This is a genomic window from Mesorhizobium sp. WSM4830, assembly GCF_055811495.1.
Genome location: NZ_JBVVQI010000001.1, coordinates 93292 through 110184 on the forward strand (window position 1 = coordinate 93292; position 16893 = coordinate 110184).

A 16893-nucleotide genomic window follows, 5' to 3' on the forward strand; every position below is an offset into this window, starting at 1 on the left:
GATCTCGAAGTCGCCAAGGAGGAGCGCGCCACCATGATCTTCGACACCCATCTGCACCTGATCGACCAGTTCGCGCTGCGCTACCCCTGGCTCTCCGGCGTGCCGGCGCTCAACCGCGATTTCTCCTACGACGAATATGCACTCCAGGCGCGCCGGGCCGGCATCGAGGGCGCATTGCATATGGAGGTCGATGTCGATCCAGCCGACATCGAGGCCGAAACCAGCCGTGTCAAAGCGCTGTCGCAGCAGAAGAACAGCTTGCTACGCGGGGCAATCGCCTCCTGCCGTCCGGAAGAGCCCGGCTTTGCCGCCTATCTCGAGCGCCAGCGTGCCGATCCTTTCGTCAAAGGCTTTCGCCGCGTGCTGCACGTCATGCCGGACGAGCTTTCGGAAGGCGCGCTGTTCCGCGAAAACATCAAGCGGCTTGCCGGCAGCGGCCTGACCTTCGACCTTGTCGTTCTGCCGCACCAGATCCCCAAGGCGATTGCACTCGCCGACCTCGCGCCGGATGTGCAGTTCGTGCTCGACCATTGCGGCGTGCCCGATATCAAGGGCGGTGCCGAGCACCCCTGGCGCGAGCACATGGCGGAGATCGCGCGGCGCCCGAACGTCGTCGGCAAAATTTCCGGTGTGGTCGCCTATGCGGATGCCGGATCCTGGACTGTCGAAACGCTGCGTTCCTATGTCGAGCACACCATCGAATGCTTCGGCTGGGACCGTGTCGTCTGGGGCAGCGACTGGCCGGTCTGCACGCTTGGCGGCGGGCTTGCGACCTGGATTGCGACAACGCACGCGCTGCTCAGCGGCGCTAGCGCTGACGAACGGCAAAAGCTGCTGTCCGCTAATGCGAAGCGGCTGTGGAGTTTGTAGGCGCCTCAGATTGTCGCCGACACGTGCCGCTCGCGGCCGTAGAGCGAAACCAGGAGCACGATGACCAGGCCAAGTGCCGCCTGCACCGTTGACGGCCTGAAGCCGAGGCCGATCAGCAGCGTGTTGATCTCCGTCAGCACCAGCACGCCGGCGATGGTGCCGAAATAGCTGCCGCGGCCGCCGACAAGGGCGGCGCCGCCGACCACCACTGCCGCGATCGTCTGGAACAGATAGGGCTGGCCGACATCGCCATAGGCAGAGCCGGTGAAGCCGAGCAGCAGCACGCCGGCCGCGGCGGCAAAGAAGGCGCTCGCGGCATAGGTGACCGTCCACATGCGGACTGGATCGATCAGCGCCAGCGGCGCAGCACCTGGGTTGCTGCCGAGGGCATAGAGACGGCGGCCATATGGCGTACGCGCCAGTACCAGCGCTACCAGCAAGGTCAGCACCACGACGCATGGCACCAGCCCCGGCACCGGCAGCGGTCCGACCGAACCGCCGATCGAAACGAAGGCGGAAACCGCAGCAGGCGCCGATCCGGATGGAAAGCCGCCGGTCCACAACAGCACGGCACCTTGCACGATCATGCCGACGCCGAGCGTGACAATCAGCGGGTGGATGTCGAGCCCGCGCGAGATCAGGCCGTTCAGCGCCCCGATCAGTATGGCGAGCGCGACGACGACCGCGCAGACAAGAGCAAAATTCCAACCGCTGCCGTAGAGCTGTGCGGCAACGACATTGGCAAAGCCGATGATGAAGGGGATCGACAGATCGATGCCGCCCAAGATGACGACGAGGGTCTGGCCGATCGATGCCACCGCCAGCAGCGAGGCGATCACCAACAGTGCCCGGATGGCGAAGGGCTGGGAGTAGCCCGGAATGAGCAAGGTGCCAAGGAGATGCAAGGCGACAGCGACGGCAAAGGCACCGGCGACGCGGGCATTGGTGGATTGGAACCAGGTCTGGCGCATGCTTCTCAGCCTTTCCGCCCTGATAGCCGCTCCTGCAGCGCCGTCATGATCACGGCCACAACCAGGATCGCACCATAGGCGATCTGCAGCACATAGGTGGAGACGTTGAAGGCGGTCAGCACGCTCTGCAGCAGGAAGATGTCGATGGCGCCGATCGCGGCCCCGGCGAGCCCGCCGCGCCCGCCGGCAAGGCTGACGCCGCCGAGCGCCACCGCGGCGATCGCGATCAGCGTGTAGGTTGGCCCGATATTGGGGTCGGCCGAGCCGATCAGCGCGGTCAGCATCAGGCCGGCACAGGCGGCGAGAATGCCGGTCATGACATAGGCGATGAAACGCACTTTCGTCACCGGAACGCCCGCCGTGTAGGCGGCGCGGTCGTCGCTGCCCACCGCCATCAGCTGGTTGTAGTAAGGCGTCTGCCGCACCAGCCACCAGAACAGGAAGATCAGCGCTAGCGGCAGCGCCGACCAGGGTCCGGCCATTGCCTTCAGCCAGCCCGGCGCCGGCCCGATCGGCGCCGGCAGGACAGTCAGCGTCATGCCGGTGAGGATCAGGTAGGTGCCGAGCGTCGCAACGATCGGCTGGATGCGGACGATGGTCGCCAGAAAGCCGTTGGCGGCGCCGACGATCGCGCCGATCAAAAGCGCCGCCGGCACAATGACCAGCGGCGAAGACATCCCAAGCCTGAGGAACAGCAGCTGGATCACCATTGCATTGACGAAGCCCATCAATGGCCCGACGGAAATGTCGATGCCGCCGCGCCCGGCGAGGATCACTGGAGCCGAGGCGAGCGCTGCGCCAACCAGCGGCGCGGCGAGCCCGATCAGCGCGCCCCAGGCGGCAGGATGGAAGCGCGCCGGATTGAGCAGCAGATTGACCGCGATCAGGATCACCAACAGCACTGCCGCAAAGCCCGCGCCGCGCCATCGCGCCGCCATGCGCCGCAAGCCGCTCATGCGGCGCGCCCGAACATGGCGGCGATCACCGCATCGCTTTTCATTGCGTCTCCGGTGATTTCAGCCGCCACCTGCTGTTCGCGGAACACCAGCACGCGATGGCAAAGCAGCAGGATCTCCTCGATCTCGCTCGACAGGATGACCAGAGCCATGCCGTCCGCCGCCAGTCCACGAAACACATCGTAGAGGACATGGCGCGTCGCCACGTCGACACCGCGCGTCGGATCGTTGAGCAGCAGGATCGCCGGTTCCAGCGCCAGTGCACGGGCCAGCAGCACCTTCTGCTGATTGCCGCCGGAGAGCGTTGTGATCGGGGCGTCCGGCTGTGGCGCGACGATGGAGAGTTTTTCGCGATAAGCGTCATAGCGCCGCCGCCGTGCGGCGAAGCTGAGCAGGCCGAAACGTATATCGCGCGACAGCGTCGAGACGGCAAAATTGTCGAGCACCGATTGCGTCGGGAAAATGCCGGTGGTGCGCCGGTCGCGCGGCAAATAGGCGATGCCGCCGGCGACTGCCTTGCGGAAATTGATGATCGCGCGCGCTCCGGTTGGCGCCTCGACGGTCACCTCGCCGCCAGCCGGGCGTTCCAGGCCGGCCAGCACTTTCAGGAACCGCTCCTGGCCGTGGCCGTCGAGGCCGGCAAGGCCGACGATCTCGCCCGGCGCAATGGTTTGCGTCACGGGGCTTGCGCCCGGCGCGATCACCAGGCCGCGCACCGAAAGGCTGGCGCGATCAGCCATGCGCCAGTTCCGCCGCCGTGCGTGGCGCCATCGCCCTGAGAAGTTCGGATGCGGTGGACGTGCCGCGTTCCTCAGTCGTCACCACGCTGCCGCCGCGCAGCACGGAAATCCGGTCCGAAAGCGCCATCACCTCGTCCATGCGATGGGTGATGAACAGGATCAGGCAGCCTTCCGAGGCAAGCTTGCGCATCATGGCGAAAACCGCCTCGCGATCGGCAAAGTCTAGCGCCGCTGTGACCTCGTCGAGGATGAGAATGCGCGGGCTGCGTACCACGGCGCGGGCGAGCACCACCAATTGCTGAACCGCCAGCGGCAATTGCCCGGCCAACTGGTCGAGCGGGATCTCGGTCACTGCGAAGCGCTTCAGCACCGCTTGCGCGCGTTGCCGCCGCTCGGCGCGGGGCACCGTGCGCGTCAGCAGGCCGTCGAGGCCGAGCAGGATGTTGTCGGTCACCGAACGGTCAGGCGCGATCAGCACTTCCTGGAACACGGTGGCGAACCCGGCGCCCTGGAAGGCCGCCGGCGAGAGGCCGGTGAAGGGCGCTCCGTCGAGCAGGATCGCGCCGCTGTCCGGCTGGACGATCCCCGACAGCAGCTTGACCAGCGTGCTCTTGCCCGAACCATTCTCGCCCAGGATGGTGTGGATCGTGCCGGCACGGAACGCAATGGAGGCATTGGCCAGCGCAATCGTTTCGCCGTAGCGCTTCGAGATGGCCTGGACTTCCAGCATGAGCAATCCTGATGGAGAAAGCCGGCACCGCTGGTGCGGAGCCGGCTTTCATAAATGCTACTTGGCGCAGGCGTCCGGCACCTTCGAATAATCCCAGCCCTTGGTCGGTGCCGGATTGGCGAAGTAGGCATCGAGCCATTCCTCCGGCATCGGATCCTTCGGCGGGACCGGGAAGATCGAGACGGCGTCCGGCGTCATGCAGTCCTTGTACCAGGTGCCGAGGTCGGCATTGTGCACCGGCGGAATCGGGATCAGCAGCGTGTTGAGCTTGGGCTTCTGCCCATCCAGCATGCGCGTCCCGACACGAAACAGCGTCTCGGCCGTCCAGTGCGGCAGAACCGCATGGCCTTCGAAGCGGTATTTGTCGGGATTGGCCTTCCAGTAGCCGAGCGCATCTCCGGTGATCGAGCCTGTGATCAGCGGGGCAGGGCGGCCGGCCTCGGCAAAGGCCTCGGCAACGACGCGGCTTTCGCTGCCGGTCGTCCACACCGCATCGATCGGCGCCGGATTGGTGGCGATCGCCTGCAGCACCGCCGTCTTGGTGACGTTAGCGGTCCAATTGCCGTTGACGCTGCGCGAGACCTTGAGCTTTGAATTTTCGGCCAGCGCCTTGTCGGCGCCCTGGCGCTCCTGCACGACGATCGGGTGACCGGCAATGCCCTCGACCAGAAGCACGCTGCCGCCGTCCGGCATCGCTTTGCCGATCGCCGTCATCATGTCATAGCCCCAGCGCGCATAGTTGGAATCGACGTTGATCGCATTCGGGCTGGTCACTGACCCAGCTGCCGTGATGAAGGGGATGCCGGCTTTGGCTGCGGCATCGATGGCATCGTCCAGCGCCGTGGCCGAGCCGGGGATCGAGGTGATGATCGAGCATTTCTTGTCGATGAAGGCGCGGATCTGGTTGATCTGCTGACTGGCGTCGTTGTTGGAATCCGACACCTCGAAGCTCGCCACGGTGCCGTCGGCGATCAGGCCGTCGACCAGCCGCTTCAACTCCTTGGTGACGGTGACGCGCCACGGATTGCCCTGGTAGGACTCAGAGTGGCACCATTTCCACGGCTTTGGCGGCGGCGTGAAATTATCCCAGGCCGACGGCAGCACCTTCTGAGGCGCGCCGTCATATTGCGCCTTCAGTTCGGTCGGCAATCCAGCAATCACGCCCGAAACGTCTTGAGCGCAGGCTATGGTCGTGACCGATGCAAGTGCGGTTGCGGCCATAAGGCCGCGGATCAGGCTGTTCATGTTCTCCTCCGTTCGCTTGTTTTCAGGCTCCTCCGCCGGCAACGCCGGACACCTGCGTCGAAAGGCTCTCCCGAAACAGGCGATTGAGATCGGCAACGACGCGAGCCGCATTGTGCCTTTCGCTCAGGCCGAGATTGATGCGATCGGACGCCGCCTGCTGGAACGCCATGTAGCCGTCATGCCGCGGCCTGACCCAGGCACCTTCGAGCGTGGCCCGCGTGTCCTTGTAGAAATTGCCGGCGGCGGCATTGACGGCGGCATCCTCCCAGGCCGCGGCGTGGCCGGGCTGGCCGCCGGCCGCGGCGTAGAGGCCGCGCTGCACCTCGCCGCTGGCGATCCAGTAGGCGAAGTCGATGGCTGCCTGCCTGGCCTTCGAGAAGGCCGACACGGCGAGGCCGGTCCCGCCGAGCGCCGAGCCTTTGGGGCCGGCATTGCCTGCGACCGGGATATCCGCGAAAGCCAGGCGGTTGGGTCGAAACCCTGCAATGGCATAGGAGACGTAGCCATAGATCAGCGGCGCGCAGGCGATCCGCGAGCCGGATCCGGCCATTTGGTCCAGAACCGCGATCGGATCCATGCCAAGACAGGCCGGGTCGACGAGGGCTGCGATCTCGCGCATCATCTCGAAGACCTGCTTGCCCGTTGCCGGATCCACATGGTCGCCAGGGCCTTCGCCGGCGGGCCGGCCGAGATTGCCGGCAATCGTGTAGAACGTCATCAGCGAATGCGGCGGCCTCAGCGGCAACAACACGTGGCCTTGCCGCGCCAGATCGAGCGCGTCGGCCCAGCTCGCCGGCGCGGCCGAAAGCATGTCGGGCCGCCAGGCCTGCACCTGGCTCGCCGCGTCGATCGGAAACGCCCACTGCCGGCCTTGCCAGTTGTAGCTCGGAAAGGACCGGCCGACACTGCCCGCCGCAAGTGCCGCGCGTTCGGCTTCCCGGCCGGCGACATCGAGCGGCGTCAGGCAGCTCTCGGCGGTGATCTGGCCGACATGCGGATGGTCGATGACGATCAGATCATAGCCACGAGCCAGTTCCTCGACCGGGAAGGATTCGAAATCCTGCAGCGAGCGCTTGCCCCATTCGATTACGACGCCGGTCCGTTCCGTCCATAGCGCCGAACAGGCGACCAACGGGTCATAGCCGCGCGGATGGCTCCAGGTCATGCCTTTGAGCGTTAGGTCGCTCACAGCCCGAACTCCGCGCGGATCTTTGCGCTGTGCTCGCCGATGCGCGGCGCGGCCCGCTCGACCTTGGCGCGGATGCCGTCGACCCTGAGCGGCGAGCGCGTGGTGAGGATCGAAACGTCATCCTCGCGCGTCACCGTCTGCAGCATGTCGAGGACCTGGAAGCCTTCGCTGGCCATCATCTCCGGCCATGTCAAAACCTTAGCGCACCAGATGTCGGCAGGCTCGAGAATGCCGAGCCACTCGTCGACCGTCCTGGTCGCGATCTTTTGCGCGATGACCGCCTTGATCTCGTCGCGGGCGGTGAACCAGGTCGACGGCTGGTCGCGGTAGGGCGCAAGTTCCTCGAGCCCGAGGAGATCGGCGAGTTTCGAGATCGGTGTCATCGCGATCGCCAGATAGCCGTCCTTGGCCGGATAGACGCCGTAGGGCGCCGACAGATAGGCGTGCGCGCTGCGGAAGCTCGACCGCCGCGGTAGCCGGCGCCCGTCATTGAGATGCGTGGTCAGCACCTCGAACTGGAAGTCGACCAGCGCTTCGAGCAGGCTGGTCTCGACGTGGCTGCCCTTGCCGGTCATGCCGCGCCGCACCAGTGCCGCAAGAATGCCTTGCGCGGCGGCGGAGCCCGCCAGCATGTCGGCGATCGCCAGCCCGAAGGGCACCGGCCCCTGGTCCTCGTCGCCGTTCAGCCACATCACGCCGGAGCGGGCCTGCGCCAGCAGATCCTGCCCGGGCCGTTTGACCCACGGGCCTTCCTCGCCATAGCCGCTGATCGAGGCATAGACCAGGCGCGGATTGATCTTGCGCACCGCCTCGTAATCGAAGCCCAGGCGTTCGATGACGCCGGGCCTGAAATTCTGGATCAGCACGTCGGCCTTGGCCAGCAGGCCGCGCAGCGCCGCAAGGTCAGCCTCGTCCTTCAAGTCGATTGCAAAGCTTTCCTTGGCGCGGTTGATCGCGTGGAAAATAGTGGAATCGCCGCCGATCTCGGTGTCACTGAGATAGAGCCGGCGCGACAGGTCGCCGCCATCCGGCCGTTCGATCTTGATGACGCGAGCACCGAGGTCGAGCAGTCTGAGCGAGCAGTAGGGCCCGGACAAGAACTGGCTCATATCGACAACGATGAGCCCGGTCAGCGGCAGTTCGGCAATGGCCGCCATTGCCTATTTCTCCGTCTTGCCGGCGAAATCGGCCGGATTGCGGTACTTCACCGTCTGCAGGTGCTCGCAATAAAGCACGAGCTCGCCTTCACCCTTGAAAACTTCGTAGCTGGCGCGGATCAGCCCCATTTCCTTGTATTTTGGCTTCTTGTCGAGGTTGGAGCGGATCGAATAAATCGTGTCGCCGATGAACACCGGCTTGATGAAGCGCAATTTGTCGTAGCCATAAGAAAAGGCGTTGATGCAGTTGGTGGCGACCAGCCCGAGCCCGGCCGAGAACACGAAAGCGCCGGCGACCAGCCGCTTGCCGAAAATGCCTTCCGTTTCGGCGAACATCTGGTCCTGCACGTATGGATGGATATCGAGTACCAGCGTGTTGAAGAGATGGCTGTCGCCCTCGGCAATGGTCCGGCGCAGCGAGCGGATCTTCTGGCCGACCGGCCAGTCTTCGTAGAACCAGTTCTCCGCATTCCAGACAGGAAGGTCGGCATGATCCCTAGGCATATTGGCGGGGTGTGTCGATGCCACGCCCACGGTTGGCGCGAAACCGCTCATGACGGCTTCCCCGGGCAGCGGGAATCGTCCATCAGGGCGCGCCGCAGACCAGCGAAATGCATGATCGATCCTCCCGTCAATCTTCTTTTGTGAATAGTATTTTCACATATGGGGTTGTGTTGCAAGCGAGTCTCGGCGAAATTTTGCCTGCTCCGTCGCGGCCAATGCCGGCGGAACAAGGGAGGAAGCGATGCAGAATGCCTGTCTGGTTTTCGTCGGCAGCCTCAATCGCGACGCCCCGTATTTTCAGGGCGCGCGCGGTGTCGGGTTGGGCGTCTACAGTTTCGACGAGGGGACGCTGGAGACAAAGAAACTGGCCGAGACGGAGGACATCGACAATCCGACCTTCCTGTCGGTGACGCCGGACGGCTCCCACGTTTACGCCAACTCCGAAGTGTTCACCTGGCGCGAAGGCGTGGTCTCGGCCTACCGTTTCGACAGGCAGACCGCCACGCTGTCCTACATCAACAAGCAGCCGACGCTGGGCAGTATCACGGCGCACAACACCATCACGCGCGACCGGACAAAGCTGCTGGTCGCCAATTACGGCATGGGCGAGGGCGGCCCCGATCGCTCGGTCGTGGTCTTGGGGCTGCGCGAGGATGGCGGCCTGACAGCGCCGTTGTCGAGCGTCGCGCATAGCGGGACCGGACCAGATCCTGCCCGCCAGGAGCGGCCGCATGCCCATAGCGTAACCGAGACGGTTGCCGGCGGCATGGCGATCGTCGCCGACCTCGGCATCGACCGGCTGGTGTCTTATCGCATCGGCTCAGACGGCAGCCTGACGAAGCTCGCGGCGTCGGCGCTCGCGCCGGGCGCCGGTCCGCGCCATTTGGCGCTGCATCCGGGCGGCCGCTTCGTGTTCGTCATGAACGAGCTGGATTCGACAGTCGTCTCGCTGGCGCTGGATGAAGCATCAGGCAAGCTTACGGTGATCGACAGCAAACCGGCCGTGCCGCCCGAGGCACGCGACGGCAATCACTGCGCCGACATCCAGATCTCGCCCGACGGCCGCTTCCTCTACGGCTCCAACCGCGGCCATGACAGCATCGCCGTGTTTTCGGTGGACCAGCAAGCCGGCAGCCTTGCCCTTGTGGGCTATACGCCTTGCGGCGGCGCCACGCCGCGCAATCTGGCCCTGACACCCTCGGGCGGCCATCTGTTCTCGGCCAACCAGAATGCCGACCGCATCTCGATTTTCGCCCGTGATGCCGCAACCGGCCGGCTGACCGACACCAGCCGATCCATCGACATTGGCACGCCGATGTGCGTGAGGATCGTGCGTTGACGTGATCTCAGAACTCGAGCGCCTGCCTGAGTGCCGGGCCGCTCCTGACGCGCAAATCGAGGTCGGCCTCGATATGGTCGATGTGGTGCAGCATCAGCGCGCTGGCGCGTTCGGTATTGCCGTTTTCCAGCGCCTCGAGGATCTGCGTGTGTTCGTTGTGGCCGCAGCTCGAGATACCCGAGCGGCCATAGAGTGCGATCACCAGCGATGAACGAGCGACCAGCTCCTCCATGAAGCGCTGCAGGATGACGTTTCCCGCGACCGACGCCAGAAGCAGGTGAAAATCCCCCGACGCCTTGATCTCCGATCGCCTTGCGTTCGGTCCGCGCTCGGCGATGAAACGGCCTTCTTCGTCGAGCTGAGCCTTGAACGCGGCGACATGCACCGGCGTCATCCGTCCGGCGGCGGCAATCGCGATGCCTGGTTCGATGAGGCGGCGCGAAGCAAAAACCTGCCGCGCCTCCTCCGGCGACGGATTGGCGACGAAGGCGCCGCGGTTGCGCTCGGTGCGCACCAATCCCTCGAAGGAAAGCATCTGCAGTGCGGCGCGCGCCACGGTGCGGCTGACATCGAACAGCGTGCCGACTTCGCCTTCGGAAAGCTTGGTTCCCGGCGCCAACCGGCGATCGACGATCGCGTCGCGCAACTGGTCGCGGATCGCCTGCGCGCGATCCTCGTTGACGGCCTCGATAGCAGGGAAAGTCTGGTCGGCAATGTTCATGGCGGTGATCCTGCGTACTTCTACCCTGAATCGCATCGCTTGGACGAGAGACAAAGTGAATACAGGGATTAAAAAGATTGCATACGATTTCTGCGAGGATCGGCGGCAATCGCCTATAATTTGTGCATTGCACAAGGATGCCGTATCGGCAGCCACGTAGATACAGCCCCGATTTCTTCGAGGATTCAGTCGGTTGGTGCGGCGGCGCGCAACTGGCACGCATGATGCTTTGGCTAATCCGACCAAAGGGGAAGCTGGATGTCCAAAGCCGCCGAAATCGACATTGTGTCCGTTTCGAAAGTCTATGGCGCGACGACTGCCGTCGAAGGCATCAGCCTGAAAATCCCTGCGGGGACCTATTGCTGCCTGCTCGGTCCGTCCGGCTGTGGCAAGACCTCGACGCTGCGCATGATCGCCGGGCACGAGAGCATATCGAGCGGCGATGTGCGGCTCGGCAACACAGTGGTTACCGACCTGCCGCCGGCCAGGCGCGGCACTGCCATGATGTTCCAGTCCTACGCACTGTTTCCGCATCTCGACCTGATCGACAATGTCGCGTTCAGCCTGAAGATGAAAGGCGTGGGCAAGGAGGAGCGCCGCGCCAAGGCACTCGACATGCTGAAGCTGATGCAGATGGAGGCCTATGCCAGCCGTCGTCCGGCGCAGCTTTCGGGCGGCCAACAGCAACGCGTTGCTCTCGCCCGCGCACTGATCACCGATCCCGAGGCGCTGTTGCTCGACGAACCGCTATCGGCGCTCGATCCGTTCCTGAAAATCCGCATGCGGGCCGAACTGAAGAAGCTGCAGACGTCGCTCGGCATCACTTTCGTCCACGTCACTCACAGCCAGGAAGAGGCGATGGCGCTGGCCGACCTGATCGTGGTGATGAACGACGGCCGTATCGAGCAGGCGGCGCACCCCCGCATCGTGTTCGAGCGGCCGGCCACTGCCTTCGTCGCCCGTTTCATGGGCGACCACAATGTCATCTCCGGCCGCGTCACCGGCAGTCGCGACGGCATGGTCGTTTTCGATGTGTCCGGCGGCGTCACGCTCGCCGCCAGCGGGCAGGGCAGGGAGACCGGGGAGCCCATCGATATCGCCATTCGCACGGACCACGTGCGCATCGGCGAGCCGCCGGCAGCCGGGCTCGGCTTCACCGGCATCGTTTCAAACGTCGAGTACCGCGGTTCGACCGTGAAGCTCTCGGTCAATGGCGCCGGCATCGACGATTTCACGGTGATCGTCGACGACACCAGCTTCTTCGCCAGGCCGGTTGCCGTCGGCGACGCCGTGCAGATCGCCTGGGACGCTGAGGACGCGATCGTCCTTGGCCGTCTCCATTCCTGAATCCAGCATAACCAACCAAAACAGGGGAACTGAACATGACCAAGACCACCGACAAGAAGACTGGAATATCGCGACGTTCGCTGCTCAAGACAGGTGCCGCCGTCGGTTTTGCCGCCGGTTCCGGCGCCATATCGGGCTTTCCGACCATCTGGGCGCAATCGAACATCACGCTGCGCCAGTTCGGCACCGGCGTGTCTAACCTCAATGCCATCGCCGACAAGTGCAAAGCCGATCTCGGCATCACGCTGGAGATGACGGCAACCGATTCCGACGCCGCCGCGCAGCGCGCCGTGACGCAGCCCGACAGCTACGACATCGCCGACATCGAATACTGGATCTGCAAGAAGGTGTTTCCGACAGGCGTCCTGCAGCCGATGGATGTCACCAAGCTGAAATACTACGACGAGCTGGTGCCGCTGTTCAAAACCGGCAAGCTGACGCCGGACAGCGTCATCGCCCAGGGCACCGCGCCGCACACGGTCGGTTACGTCGAGGCGCAGGACAGCAAGGCCTTCGCCAAGGCGCCGACCAATTGGTTCACCATGGTGCCGACGATCTACAATGCCGATACGCTCGGTATCCGCCCCGACCTCGTCGGCCGCGATATCACCACCTGGGCCGACATCATGGATCCGGCCTTCAAGGGCAAGACCGCCATCCTCAACATCCCATCGATCGGCATCATGGATGCGGCGATGATCATGGAAGCCACCGGCAATATCAAGTATGCCGACAAGGGCAACATGACCAAGGAGGAGATCGACAAGACGATCGATTTCCTCATCAAGGCCAAGCAGGACGGCCAGTTCCGCGCCTTCTGGAAATCCTTCGACGAGAGCGTCAACCTGATGGCTTCAGGTGAAGTGGTGATCCAGTCGATGTGGTCGCCGGCCGTGGCCGCGGTCCGCTCCAAGGGCATCGCGTGCCGGTTCCAGCCGCTCAAGGAAGGCTACCGCTCCTGGGGTGGCGGGCTTGGCCTGGCAGCCCACCTCTCCGGCGCCGAACTCGATGCCGCCTATGAATACATCAACTGGTACACGTCCGGCTGGGTTGGCGGCTATCTCAACCGCCAGGGCTACTACTCGGCCAACATGGTGTCGGCCAAGAAGTTCATGTCGGAGGACGAGTGGGGCTACTGGATCGAAGGCAAGCCGGCAAAGGGCGATATCCTGTCGCCGGACGGCAAGGTCATGGAAAAAGCAGGCGCCGTGCGTGACGGCGGCTCGTTCGAAGAGCGCATGGGCAAGGTCGCCTGTTGGAACTCGGTCATGGACGAGGACCGCTACATGGTGAAGCGCTGGAACGAGTTCATCGCTGCTTGATGCCAGGCGATAACTGAGATGTTGCATTCCTTCGCGCCCCCCTCTGTCCTGCCGGACATCTCCCCCACAAGCAGGGAGATCGGCTGTGGCTTTCTTCAGCACTCTTCGTCATACGGCGATGATTGGCGAAGGCCGGCTTGCAAGCCAATCTCCCCCCTTGTGGGGGAGATGTCCGGCAGGACAGAGGGGGGCGCGAAGGATCACAGCCCGGCAAAATACCACCGAGGCTGTTCCAGATGACAGTGGCACTCGATCAGCCCGCAACCATTGCCACAAAGCCGGCCAGACGTAAGCGCTCCTTAGCCGGCCTCGCACCCTATCTCCAGGCGGCACCGCTGGCGCTGATCCTCGGCGCGTTTCTCCTGCTGCCGATCCTGATGATCGCCGTGGTCTCATTCTGGGACTACGATTTCGCGGCGATGTACCCGGATTTCCTGACCACCAACTACGCCGACACGCTCGGCTCCTGGGTCACCTGGAAGACCTATCTGAACACGCTGAAATACGCCGCCATCGTTTGGGCGCTGACGCTGTTCATCGGTTTCTGGGTCGCCTATTTCCTCGCCTTCCATATCAGGACCACGGCCATGCAGATGGTGCTGTTCCTTGTCTGCACGGTGCCGTTCCTGACCTCCAACATCATCCGCATGATCTCTTGGATTCCGGTGCTTGGCCGCAATGGCCTGGTCAACTCGACGCTGGTGCAGATGGGGCTGGTCCCGAAGCCGATCGAATGGCTGCTCTATTCCGAATTCGCCGTGGTGCTGGCCATGGTGCATCTCTACACGCTGTTCATGGTGACGCCGATCTTCAACACGCTGATGCGTATCGACAAGTCGCTGATCGAGGCCGCGCGCGACGCCGGCGCTTCCGGCTGGCAGGTCCTGTGGAACGTCGTCATTCCGCTCGCCAAGCCCGGCATGGCGATCGGCACCATCTTCGTCGTCACCCTGGTGATGGCCGACTTCTCGACGGTGCAGGTGATGTCCGGCGGGCAGAGCGCCTCCGTCGCGCTGATGATGAAGAACCAGATGTCGCTGCTGCAATATCCGGCGGCGGCTGCCAACGCGGTCGTGCTCTTGGTACTGGTCCTGCTGATGGTCGCGGGCATCCTGCGCATCGTCGACATTCGCAAGGAGCTGTGAGACTTTGAGTCACGACAAGCGGACCCTCGAATTCTATGTGCTGGCGGCGTTCTTTGCGCTTTTCGTGCTGTTCCTCTACGGCCCGCTTTCGGCGATCCTCATCCTCTCCTTCCAGGGCGAGAACGGCGGTTTGACATTTCCGTTGAACGGCGTTTCGCTGCACTGGTTCGCCAATTTGTTCGAGCGCCAGGCGGTCGGCGACTTCGGCGGCAGCTTCAAACGCTCGCTCATCCTTGGCCTGATGGTGATGGTCGTCACGGTCGCCGTGTCGCTGCTTGCCGGTCTGGCCTTCCGGCAGAAATTTCGCGGCGCAACCGCACTGTTTTATCTGGCCGTCGCCAGCCTCGTCGTGCCCTCGATTATCATCAGCCTCGGCATCGGCGTTGTCTTCCAGCAGATCGGCTTCCGTCCCGCCTGGTACACGTCTGCCTTAGGCGCCCATCTGACCTGGACCTTGCCTTTCGGCGTGCTGATTATGTTTGCTGTCTTCAACCGGTTCTCGCCGGCCTACGAGGAAGCCGCGCGCGATCTCGGAGCATCGTCCTGGCAAACCTTCGCGCACGTCGTGCTGCCGATGATTGCACCCAGCCTGATCGGCGTTGGCCTGTTTGGTTTCACTTTGTCATATGACGAGTTCGCCCGCACGCTGATGACCGCGGGAACCTTCAACACGCTGCCGCTCGAGATCTACGGCATGACGACCAATGTGACGACACCGGTGCTTTATGCGCTGGGCACCGTGACGACCGTGTTTTCCTTCCTGGTGATCCTGCTGACGCTCGGCGCGATCGTCTATGTCGGCCGCCGCCGCGAGCGTGCCTGACAGTGCAGATCCTTGTCGTCAATCCGAACACCACCGCCAGCATGACCGACACTATTGCGGCGGCGGCCCGATCGGTCGCTGCTCAATCGACGAAGATCGTTGCTGTCACCTCGACAATGGGCCCGGTTTCGATCGAAGGCTATTACGATGAAGCGCTTGCCGTACCCGGCCTGCTGGTCGAGATCGCCGCCGGCGAACGCTCAGGCGCGCAAGCCGCGATCGTCGCCTGTTTCGACGACACCGGCCTTGATGCCGCGCGCGCCATGGCCAACATTCCGGTCATCGGCATCTGCGAGGCCTCGCTCAGCACGGCCTCGTTCATCGCCCAGCGCTTCACCGTCGTCACCACCACCGGGCGTTCGCGCGTGCCGGTCGAAGGGCTGGTGCAGCGCTATGGTATGGCGGGGCGCGCGCGCGTGCGCGCCGCCGACATCCCGGTTCTTGCCCTCGAAGATCCGGCGTCCGACGCACTCCTGAAGCTGCGCGACGAGATTGCGCGCGCCATCGACGAGGATTGCGCCGAGGCGATCGTGCTCGGCTGTGCCGGCATGGCCGACCTGGCGGTGGCGCTGCAGCGGGAATTCGGGCTTCCGGTCGTCGACGGCGTCGGCGCTGCGGTGAAACAGGCCGAGGCATTGATCGCGCTTGGCCTGACGACATCCAAGCGCGGCGCCTATGCAAGCCCATTGGCAAAGCCCTATCATGGTGCGCTGAAATCCTTCGCGCCTGGTGCCGCCGATTGATCGCAATGCCCCGAACGATCCGAACGCTCGCACGTGAAGAAGTGGAAACCCTTGTCGATTGGGCGGCGGCGGAAGGCTGGAATCCCGGCCTCGGCGACTCCGCGCTGTTCCAGGCAGCCGACCCGCAGGGCTTCATCGGCGCCTTTGTCGACGGCGAACTGGCGGCCGGTATTTCGGCCGTTGCCTATGGCGAGGATTTCGGCTTCATCGGCCTCTACATCTGCCGGCCGGACAGGCGTGGCCAAGGCCACGGCAAGGCCGTTTGGGATGCCGGCATGGCGCGGCTCGGCAAGCGCACGATCGGCCTCGACGGCGTCGTCGAACAGCAGGCCAACTACCGCAGCATGGGCTTTGCGCCGGCCTACCGGACGATCCGGTTCATGGGGTCACCGAATGTCCCGGCAGCCGCCGACAACGACATTCGCGCCCTAGGGCCGGAACTCGTGCCGGACATACTGGACTATGACCGCCGTTTCTTCCCCGGCCCGAGGCGATCATCCCTGGAACACTGGCTGCGCCCGCCGCATATCGCGCTTGCGATCCTCAAGCACGGCGCCATTGCGGGATACGGCGTCGCGCGCCAATGCCGGGACGGCTGCAAGATCGGCCCGCTCTTTGCCGACGATCTGGACGCGGCAAGCCATCTCTTCACCGCGCTCGCGCACATGTCCGGTCCTGGAAACGTCCATCTCGACGTTCCCGAAACCAGTGGACAATTTGCAGATTTGCTGTCGTCCGCCGGCCTTCAACCGGGCTTCGAGACCGCTCGAATGTACAAGGGAAAGGCGCCGCAGCTCATGCAGTCCGGGGTTTTTGCGATAACGACGCTGGAGTTGGGGTGAGGCGGTGCAAGCCGACTTCCAGCGCAAAGTCGGGCAACAGGAATATGTGATCTACTTTTCCTGAACTGAAATGCCGGAATCGTCGATACGAAGTTCCACGCCTTTCGGCTTAGTCTCCTCGCGATAAACGTAAATCCCCAACGCAATGACGGCGACGACCAAAGCGCCGATGATGAGATAAAGATAGTTCTGCTTCATCCGCTGTCGTTAACAACATGATGTGGGCGAGTCTAGCAGTTCGGGTATCAG

18 protein-coding genes are annotated in these 16893 nt (G+C 63.9%); 8 read left to right on the plus strand and 10 right to left on the minus strand.

From position 1 onward, the window contains the following. The first annotated feature begins 33 nt into the window (after nt 1-33). Nucleotides 34-870, plus strand: coding sequence for an amidohydrolase family protein (locus AC0L2Y_RS00570; protein WP_473552967.1), 837 nt, complete (start codon nt 34-36; stop codon nt 868-870). 5 nt (nt 871-875) lie between these two features. Here AC0L2Y_RS00570 and AC0L2Y_RS00575 read toward each other — a convergent pair whose 3' ends face one another. The 8 genes from AC0L2Y_RS00575 to AC0L2Y_RS00610 are packed head-to-tail and all read right to left on the minus strand — an operon-like array spanning nt 876 to nt 8413. Further along, the gene (locus AC0L2Y_RS00575; RefSeq protein WP_473552969.1) at nt 876-1841 is read right to left on the minus strand and encodes an ABC transporter permease; all 966 of its coding nucleotides are present in this window, start codon (nt 1839-1841) and stop codon (nt 876-878) included. Between the two features lie 5 nt (nt 1842-1846). Then, a complete protein-coding gene (locus AC0L2Y_RS00580) occupies nt 1847-2797 on the minus strand; it encodes an ABC transporter permease (protein WP_473552971.1) in 951 nt (316 codons plus the stop codon). After that, the gene (locus AC0L2Y_RS00585; RefSeq protein ID WP_473552972.1) at nt 2794-3537 is read right to left on the minus strand and encodes an ATP-binding cassette domain-containing protein; all 744 of its coding nucleotides are present in this window, start codon (nt 3535-3537) and stop codon (nt 2794-2796) included. Before AC0L2Y_RS00585 ends, AC0L2Y_RS00580 begins: the two co-directional genes overlap by 4 nt. Further along, the gene (locus AC0L2Y_RS00590) at nt 3530-4267 is read right to left on the minus strand and encodes an ATP-binding cassette domain-containing protein (protein ID WP_473552974.1); all 738 of its coding nucleotides are present in this window, start codon (nt 4265-4267) and stop codon (nt 3530-3532) included. The genes AC0L2Y_RS00585 and AC0L2Y_RS00590 overlap by 8 nt, the downstream gene beginning before the upstream one ends. 57 nt (nt 4268-4324) lie before the next feature. Next, nucleotides 4325-5512 (minus strand): ABC transporter substrate-binding protein, encoded by a 1188-nt coding sequence (locus AC0L2Y_RS00595; protein ID WP_473552976.1) that lies wholly within the window; start codon nt 5510-5512, stop codon nt 4325-4327. A 22-nt stretch (nt 5513-5534) separates the two neighbouring features. Next, on the minus strand, nt 5535-6677 hold the full coding sequence (locus AC0L2Y_RS00600; RefSeq protein ID WP_473553662.1) for an extracellular solute-binding protein: 1143 nt from the start codon (nt 6675-6677) through the stop codon (nt 5535-5537). A gap of 20 nt (nt 6678-6697) precedes the next feature. Continuing rightward, the gene (locus tag AC0L2Y_RS00605) at nt 6698-7858 is read right to left on the minus strand and encodes a CaiB/BaiF CoA transferase family protein (RefSeq protein ID WP_473552978.1); all 1161 of its coding nucleotides are present in this window, start codon (nt 7856-7858) and stop codon (nt 6698-6700) included. 3 nt (nt 7859-7861) lie between these two features. Next, on the minus strand, nt 7862-8413 hold the full coding sequence (locus tag AC0L2Y_RS00610; RefSeq protein WP_352660477.1) for a MaoC family dehydratase: 552 nt from the start codon (nt 8411-8413) through the stop codon (nt 7862-7864). 190 nt (nt 8414-8603) lie between these two features. Between AC0L2Y_RS00610 and AC0L2Y_RS00615 the strand changes: the two genes are divergently transcribed. Then, entirely contained in the window at nt 8604-9701 is a 1098-nt protein-coding gene (locus AC0L2Y_RS00615; protein WP_473552981.1) for a lactonase family protein, read from the plus strand. A gap of 7 nt (nt 9702-9708) precedes the next feature. On the opposite strand, the gene AC0L2Y_RS00620 is transcribed toward AC0L2Y_RS00615, so the two are convergent. Next, nucleotides 9709-10422, minus strand: coding sequence for a GntR family transcriptional regulator (locus AC0L2Y_RS00620; RefSeq protein WP_473552983.1), 714 nt, complete (start codon nt 10420-10422; stop codon nt 9709-9711). 258 nt (nt 10423-10680) lie between these two features. On the opposite strand from AC0L2Y_RS00620, the gene AC0L2Y_RS00625 reads away from it, so the two are divergent. The 6 genes from AC0L2Y_RS00625 (at nt 10681) to AC0L2Y_RS00650 (ending at nt 16644) form a co-directional block, all read left to right on the plus strand. Continuing rightward, the gene (locus AC0L2Y_RS00625; RefSeq protein ID WP_352488532.1) at nt 10681-11769 is read left to right on the plus strand and encodes an ABC transporter ATP-binding protein; all 1089 of its coding nucleotides are present in this window, start codon (nt 10681-10683) and stop codon (nt 11767-11769) included. 35 nt (nt 11770-11804) lie between these two features. Then, nucleotides 11805-13091, plus strand: a complete 1287-nt coding sequence (locus AC0L2Y_RS00630) for an ABC transporter substrate-binding protein (RefSeq protein ID WP_473552990.1) — start codon at nt 11805-11807, stop codon at nt 13089-13091. 236 nt (nt 13092-13327) lie between these two features. After that, nucleotides 13328-14236: an ABC transporter permease gene (locus AC0L2Y_RS00635; protein WP_473552992.1), complete on the plus strand. Its 909-nt coding sequence runs from the start codon at nt 13328-13330 to the stop codon at nt 14234-14236. Nucleotides 14237-14240: 4 nt separating this feature from the next. Then, nucleotides 14241-15059 (plus strand): ABC transporter permease, encoded by an 819-nt coding sequence (locus tag AC0L2Y_RS00640; protein WP_473552995.1) that lies wholly within the window; start codon nt 14241-14243, stop codon nt 15057-15059. A gap of 2 nt (nt 15060-15061) precedes the next feature. Then, the gene (locus tag AC0L2Y_RS00645) at nt 15062-15802 is read left to right on the plus strand and encodes an aspartate/glutamate racemase family protein (protein WP_473552996.1); all 741 of its coding nucleotides are present in this window, start codon (nt 15062-15064) and stop codon (nt 15800-15802) included. A gap of 5 nt (nt 15803-15807) precedes the next feature. Next, entirely contained in the window at nt 15808-16644 is an 837-nt protein-coding gene (locus AC0L2Y_RS00650; RefSeq protein WP_473552999.1) for a GNAT family N-acetyltransferase, read from the plus strand. A gap of 51 nt (nt 16645-16695) precedes the next feature. Here the strand turns inward: AC0L2Y_RS00650 and AC0L2Y_RS00655 are convergent, their stop codons facing one another. After that, nucleotides 16696-16842 (minus strand): hypothetical protein, encoded by a 147-nt coding sequence (locus AC0L2Y_RS00655; protein ID WP_023716676.1) that lies wholly within the window; start codon nt 16840-16842, stop codon nt 16696-16698. Between the last annotated feature and the right edge of the window lie 51 nt (nt 16843-16893).

Excerpts from the sequence above, each read along its gene's own strand:
- AC0L2Y_RS00615 (WP_473552981.1), top strand. The coding sequence starts at position 8,604 with ATGCAGAATGCCTGTCTGGTTTTCGTCGGCAGCCTCAATCGCGACGCC.
- AC0L2Y_RS00575 (WP_473552969.1), bottom strand. The coding sequence starts at position 1,841 with ATGCGCCAGACCTGGTTCCAATCCACCAATGCCCGCGTCGCCGGTGCC.
- AC0L2Y_RS00580 (WP_473552971.1), bottom strand. The coding sequence starts at position 2,797 with ATGAGCGGCTTGCGGCGCATGGCGGCGCGATGGCGCGGCGCGGGCTTT.
- AC0L2Y_RS00625 (WP_352488532.1), top strand. The coding sequence starts at position 10,681 with ATGTCCAAAGCCGCCGAAATCGACATTGTGTCCGTTTCGAAAGTCTAT.
- AC0L2Y_RS00630 (WP_473552990.1), top strand. The coding sequence starts at position 11,805 with ATGACCAAGACCACCGACAAGAAGACTGGAATATCGCGACGTTCGCTG.
- AC0L2Y_RS00585 (WP_473552972.1), bottom strand. The coding sequence starts at position 3,537 with ATGGCTGATCGCGCCAGCCTTTCGGTGCGCGGCCTGGTGATCGCGCCG.
- AC0L2Y_RS00655 (WP_023716676.1), bottom strand. The coding sequence starts at position 16,842 with ATGAAGCAGAACTATCTTTATCTCATCATCGGCGCTTTGGTCGTCGCC.
- AC0L2Y_RS00570 (WP_473552967.1), top strand. The coding sequence starts at position 34 with ATGATCTTCGACACCCATCTGCACCTGATCGACCAGTTCGCGCTGCGC.
- AC0L2Y_RS00600 (WP_473553662.1), bottom strand. The coding sequence starts at position 6,677 with ATGACCTGGAGCCATCCGCGCGGCTATGACCCGTTGGTCGCCTGTTCG.
- AC0L2Y_RS00605 (WP_473552978.1), bottom strand. The coding sequence starts at position 7,858 with ATGGCGGCCATTGCCGAACTGCCGCTGACCGGGCTCATCGTTGTCGAT.
- AC0L2Y_RS00610 (WP_352660477.1), bottom strand. The coding sequence starts at position 8,413 with ATGAGCGGTTTCGCGCCAACCGTGGGCGTGGCATCGACACACCCCGCC.
- AC0L2Y_RS00635 (WP_473552992.1), top strand. The coding sequence starts at position 13,328 with ATGACAGTGGCACTCGATCAGCCCGCAACCATTGCCACAAAGCCGGCC.
- AC0L2Y_RS00590 (WP_473552974.1), bottom strand. The coding sequence starts at position 4,267 with ATGCTGGAAGTCCAGGCCATCTCGAAGCGCTACGGCGAAACGATTGCG.
- AC0L2Y_RS00620 (WP_473552983.1), bottom strand. The coding sequence starts at position 10,422 with ATGAACATTGCCGACCAGACTTTCCCTGCTATCGAGGCCGTCAACGAG.
- AC0L2Y_RS00595 (WP_473552976.1), bottom strand. The coding sequence starts at position 5,512 with ATGAACAGCCTGATCCGCGGCCTTATGGCCGCAACCGCACTTGCATCG.
- AC0L2Y_RS00650 (WP_473552999.1), top strand. The coding sequence starts at position 15,808 with ATGCCCCGAACGATCCGAACGCTCGCACGTGAAGAAGTGGAAACCCTT.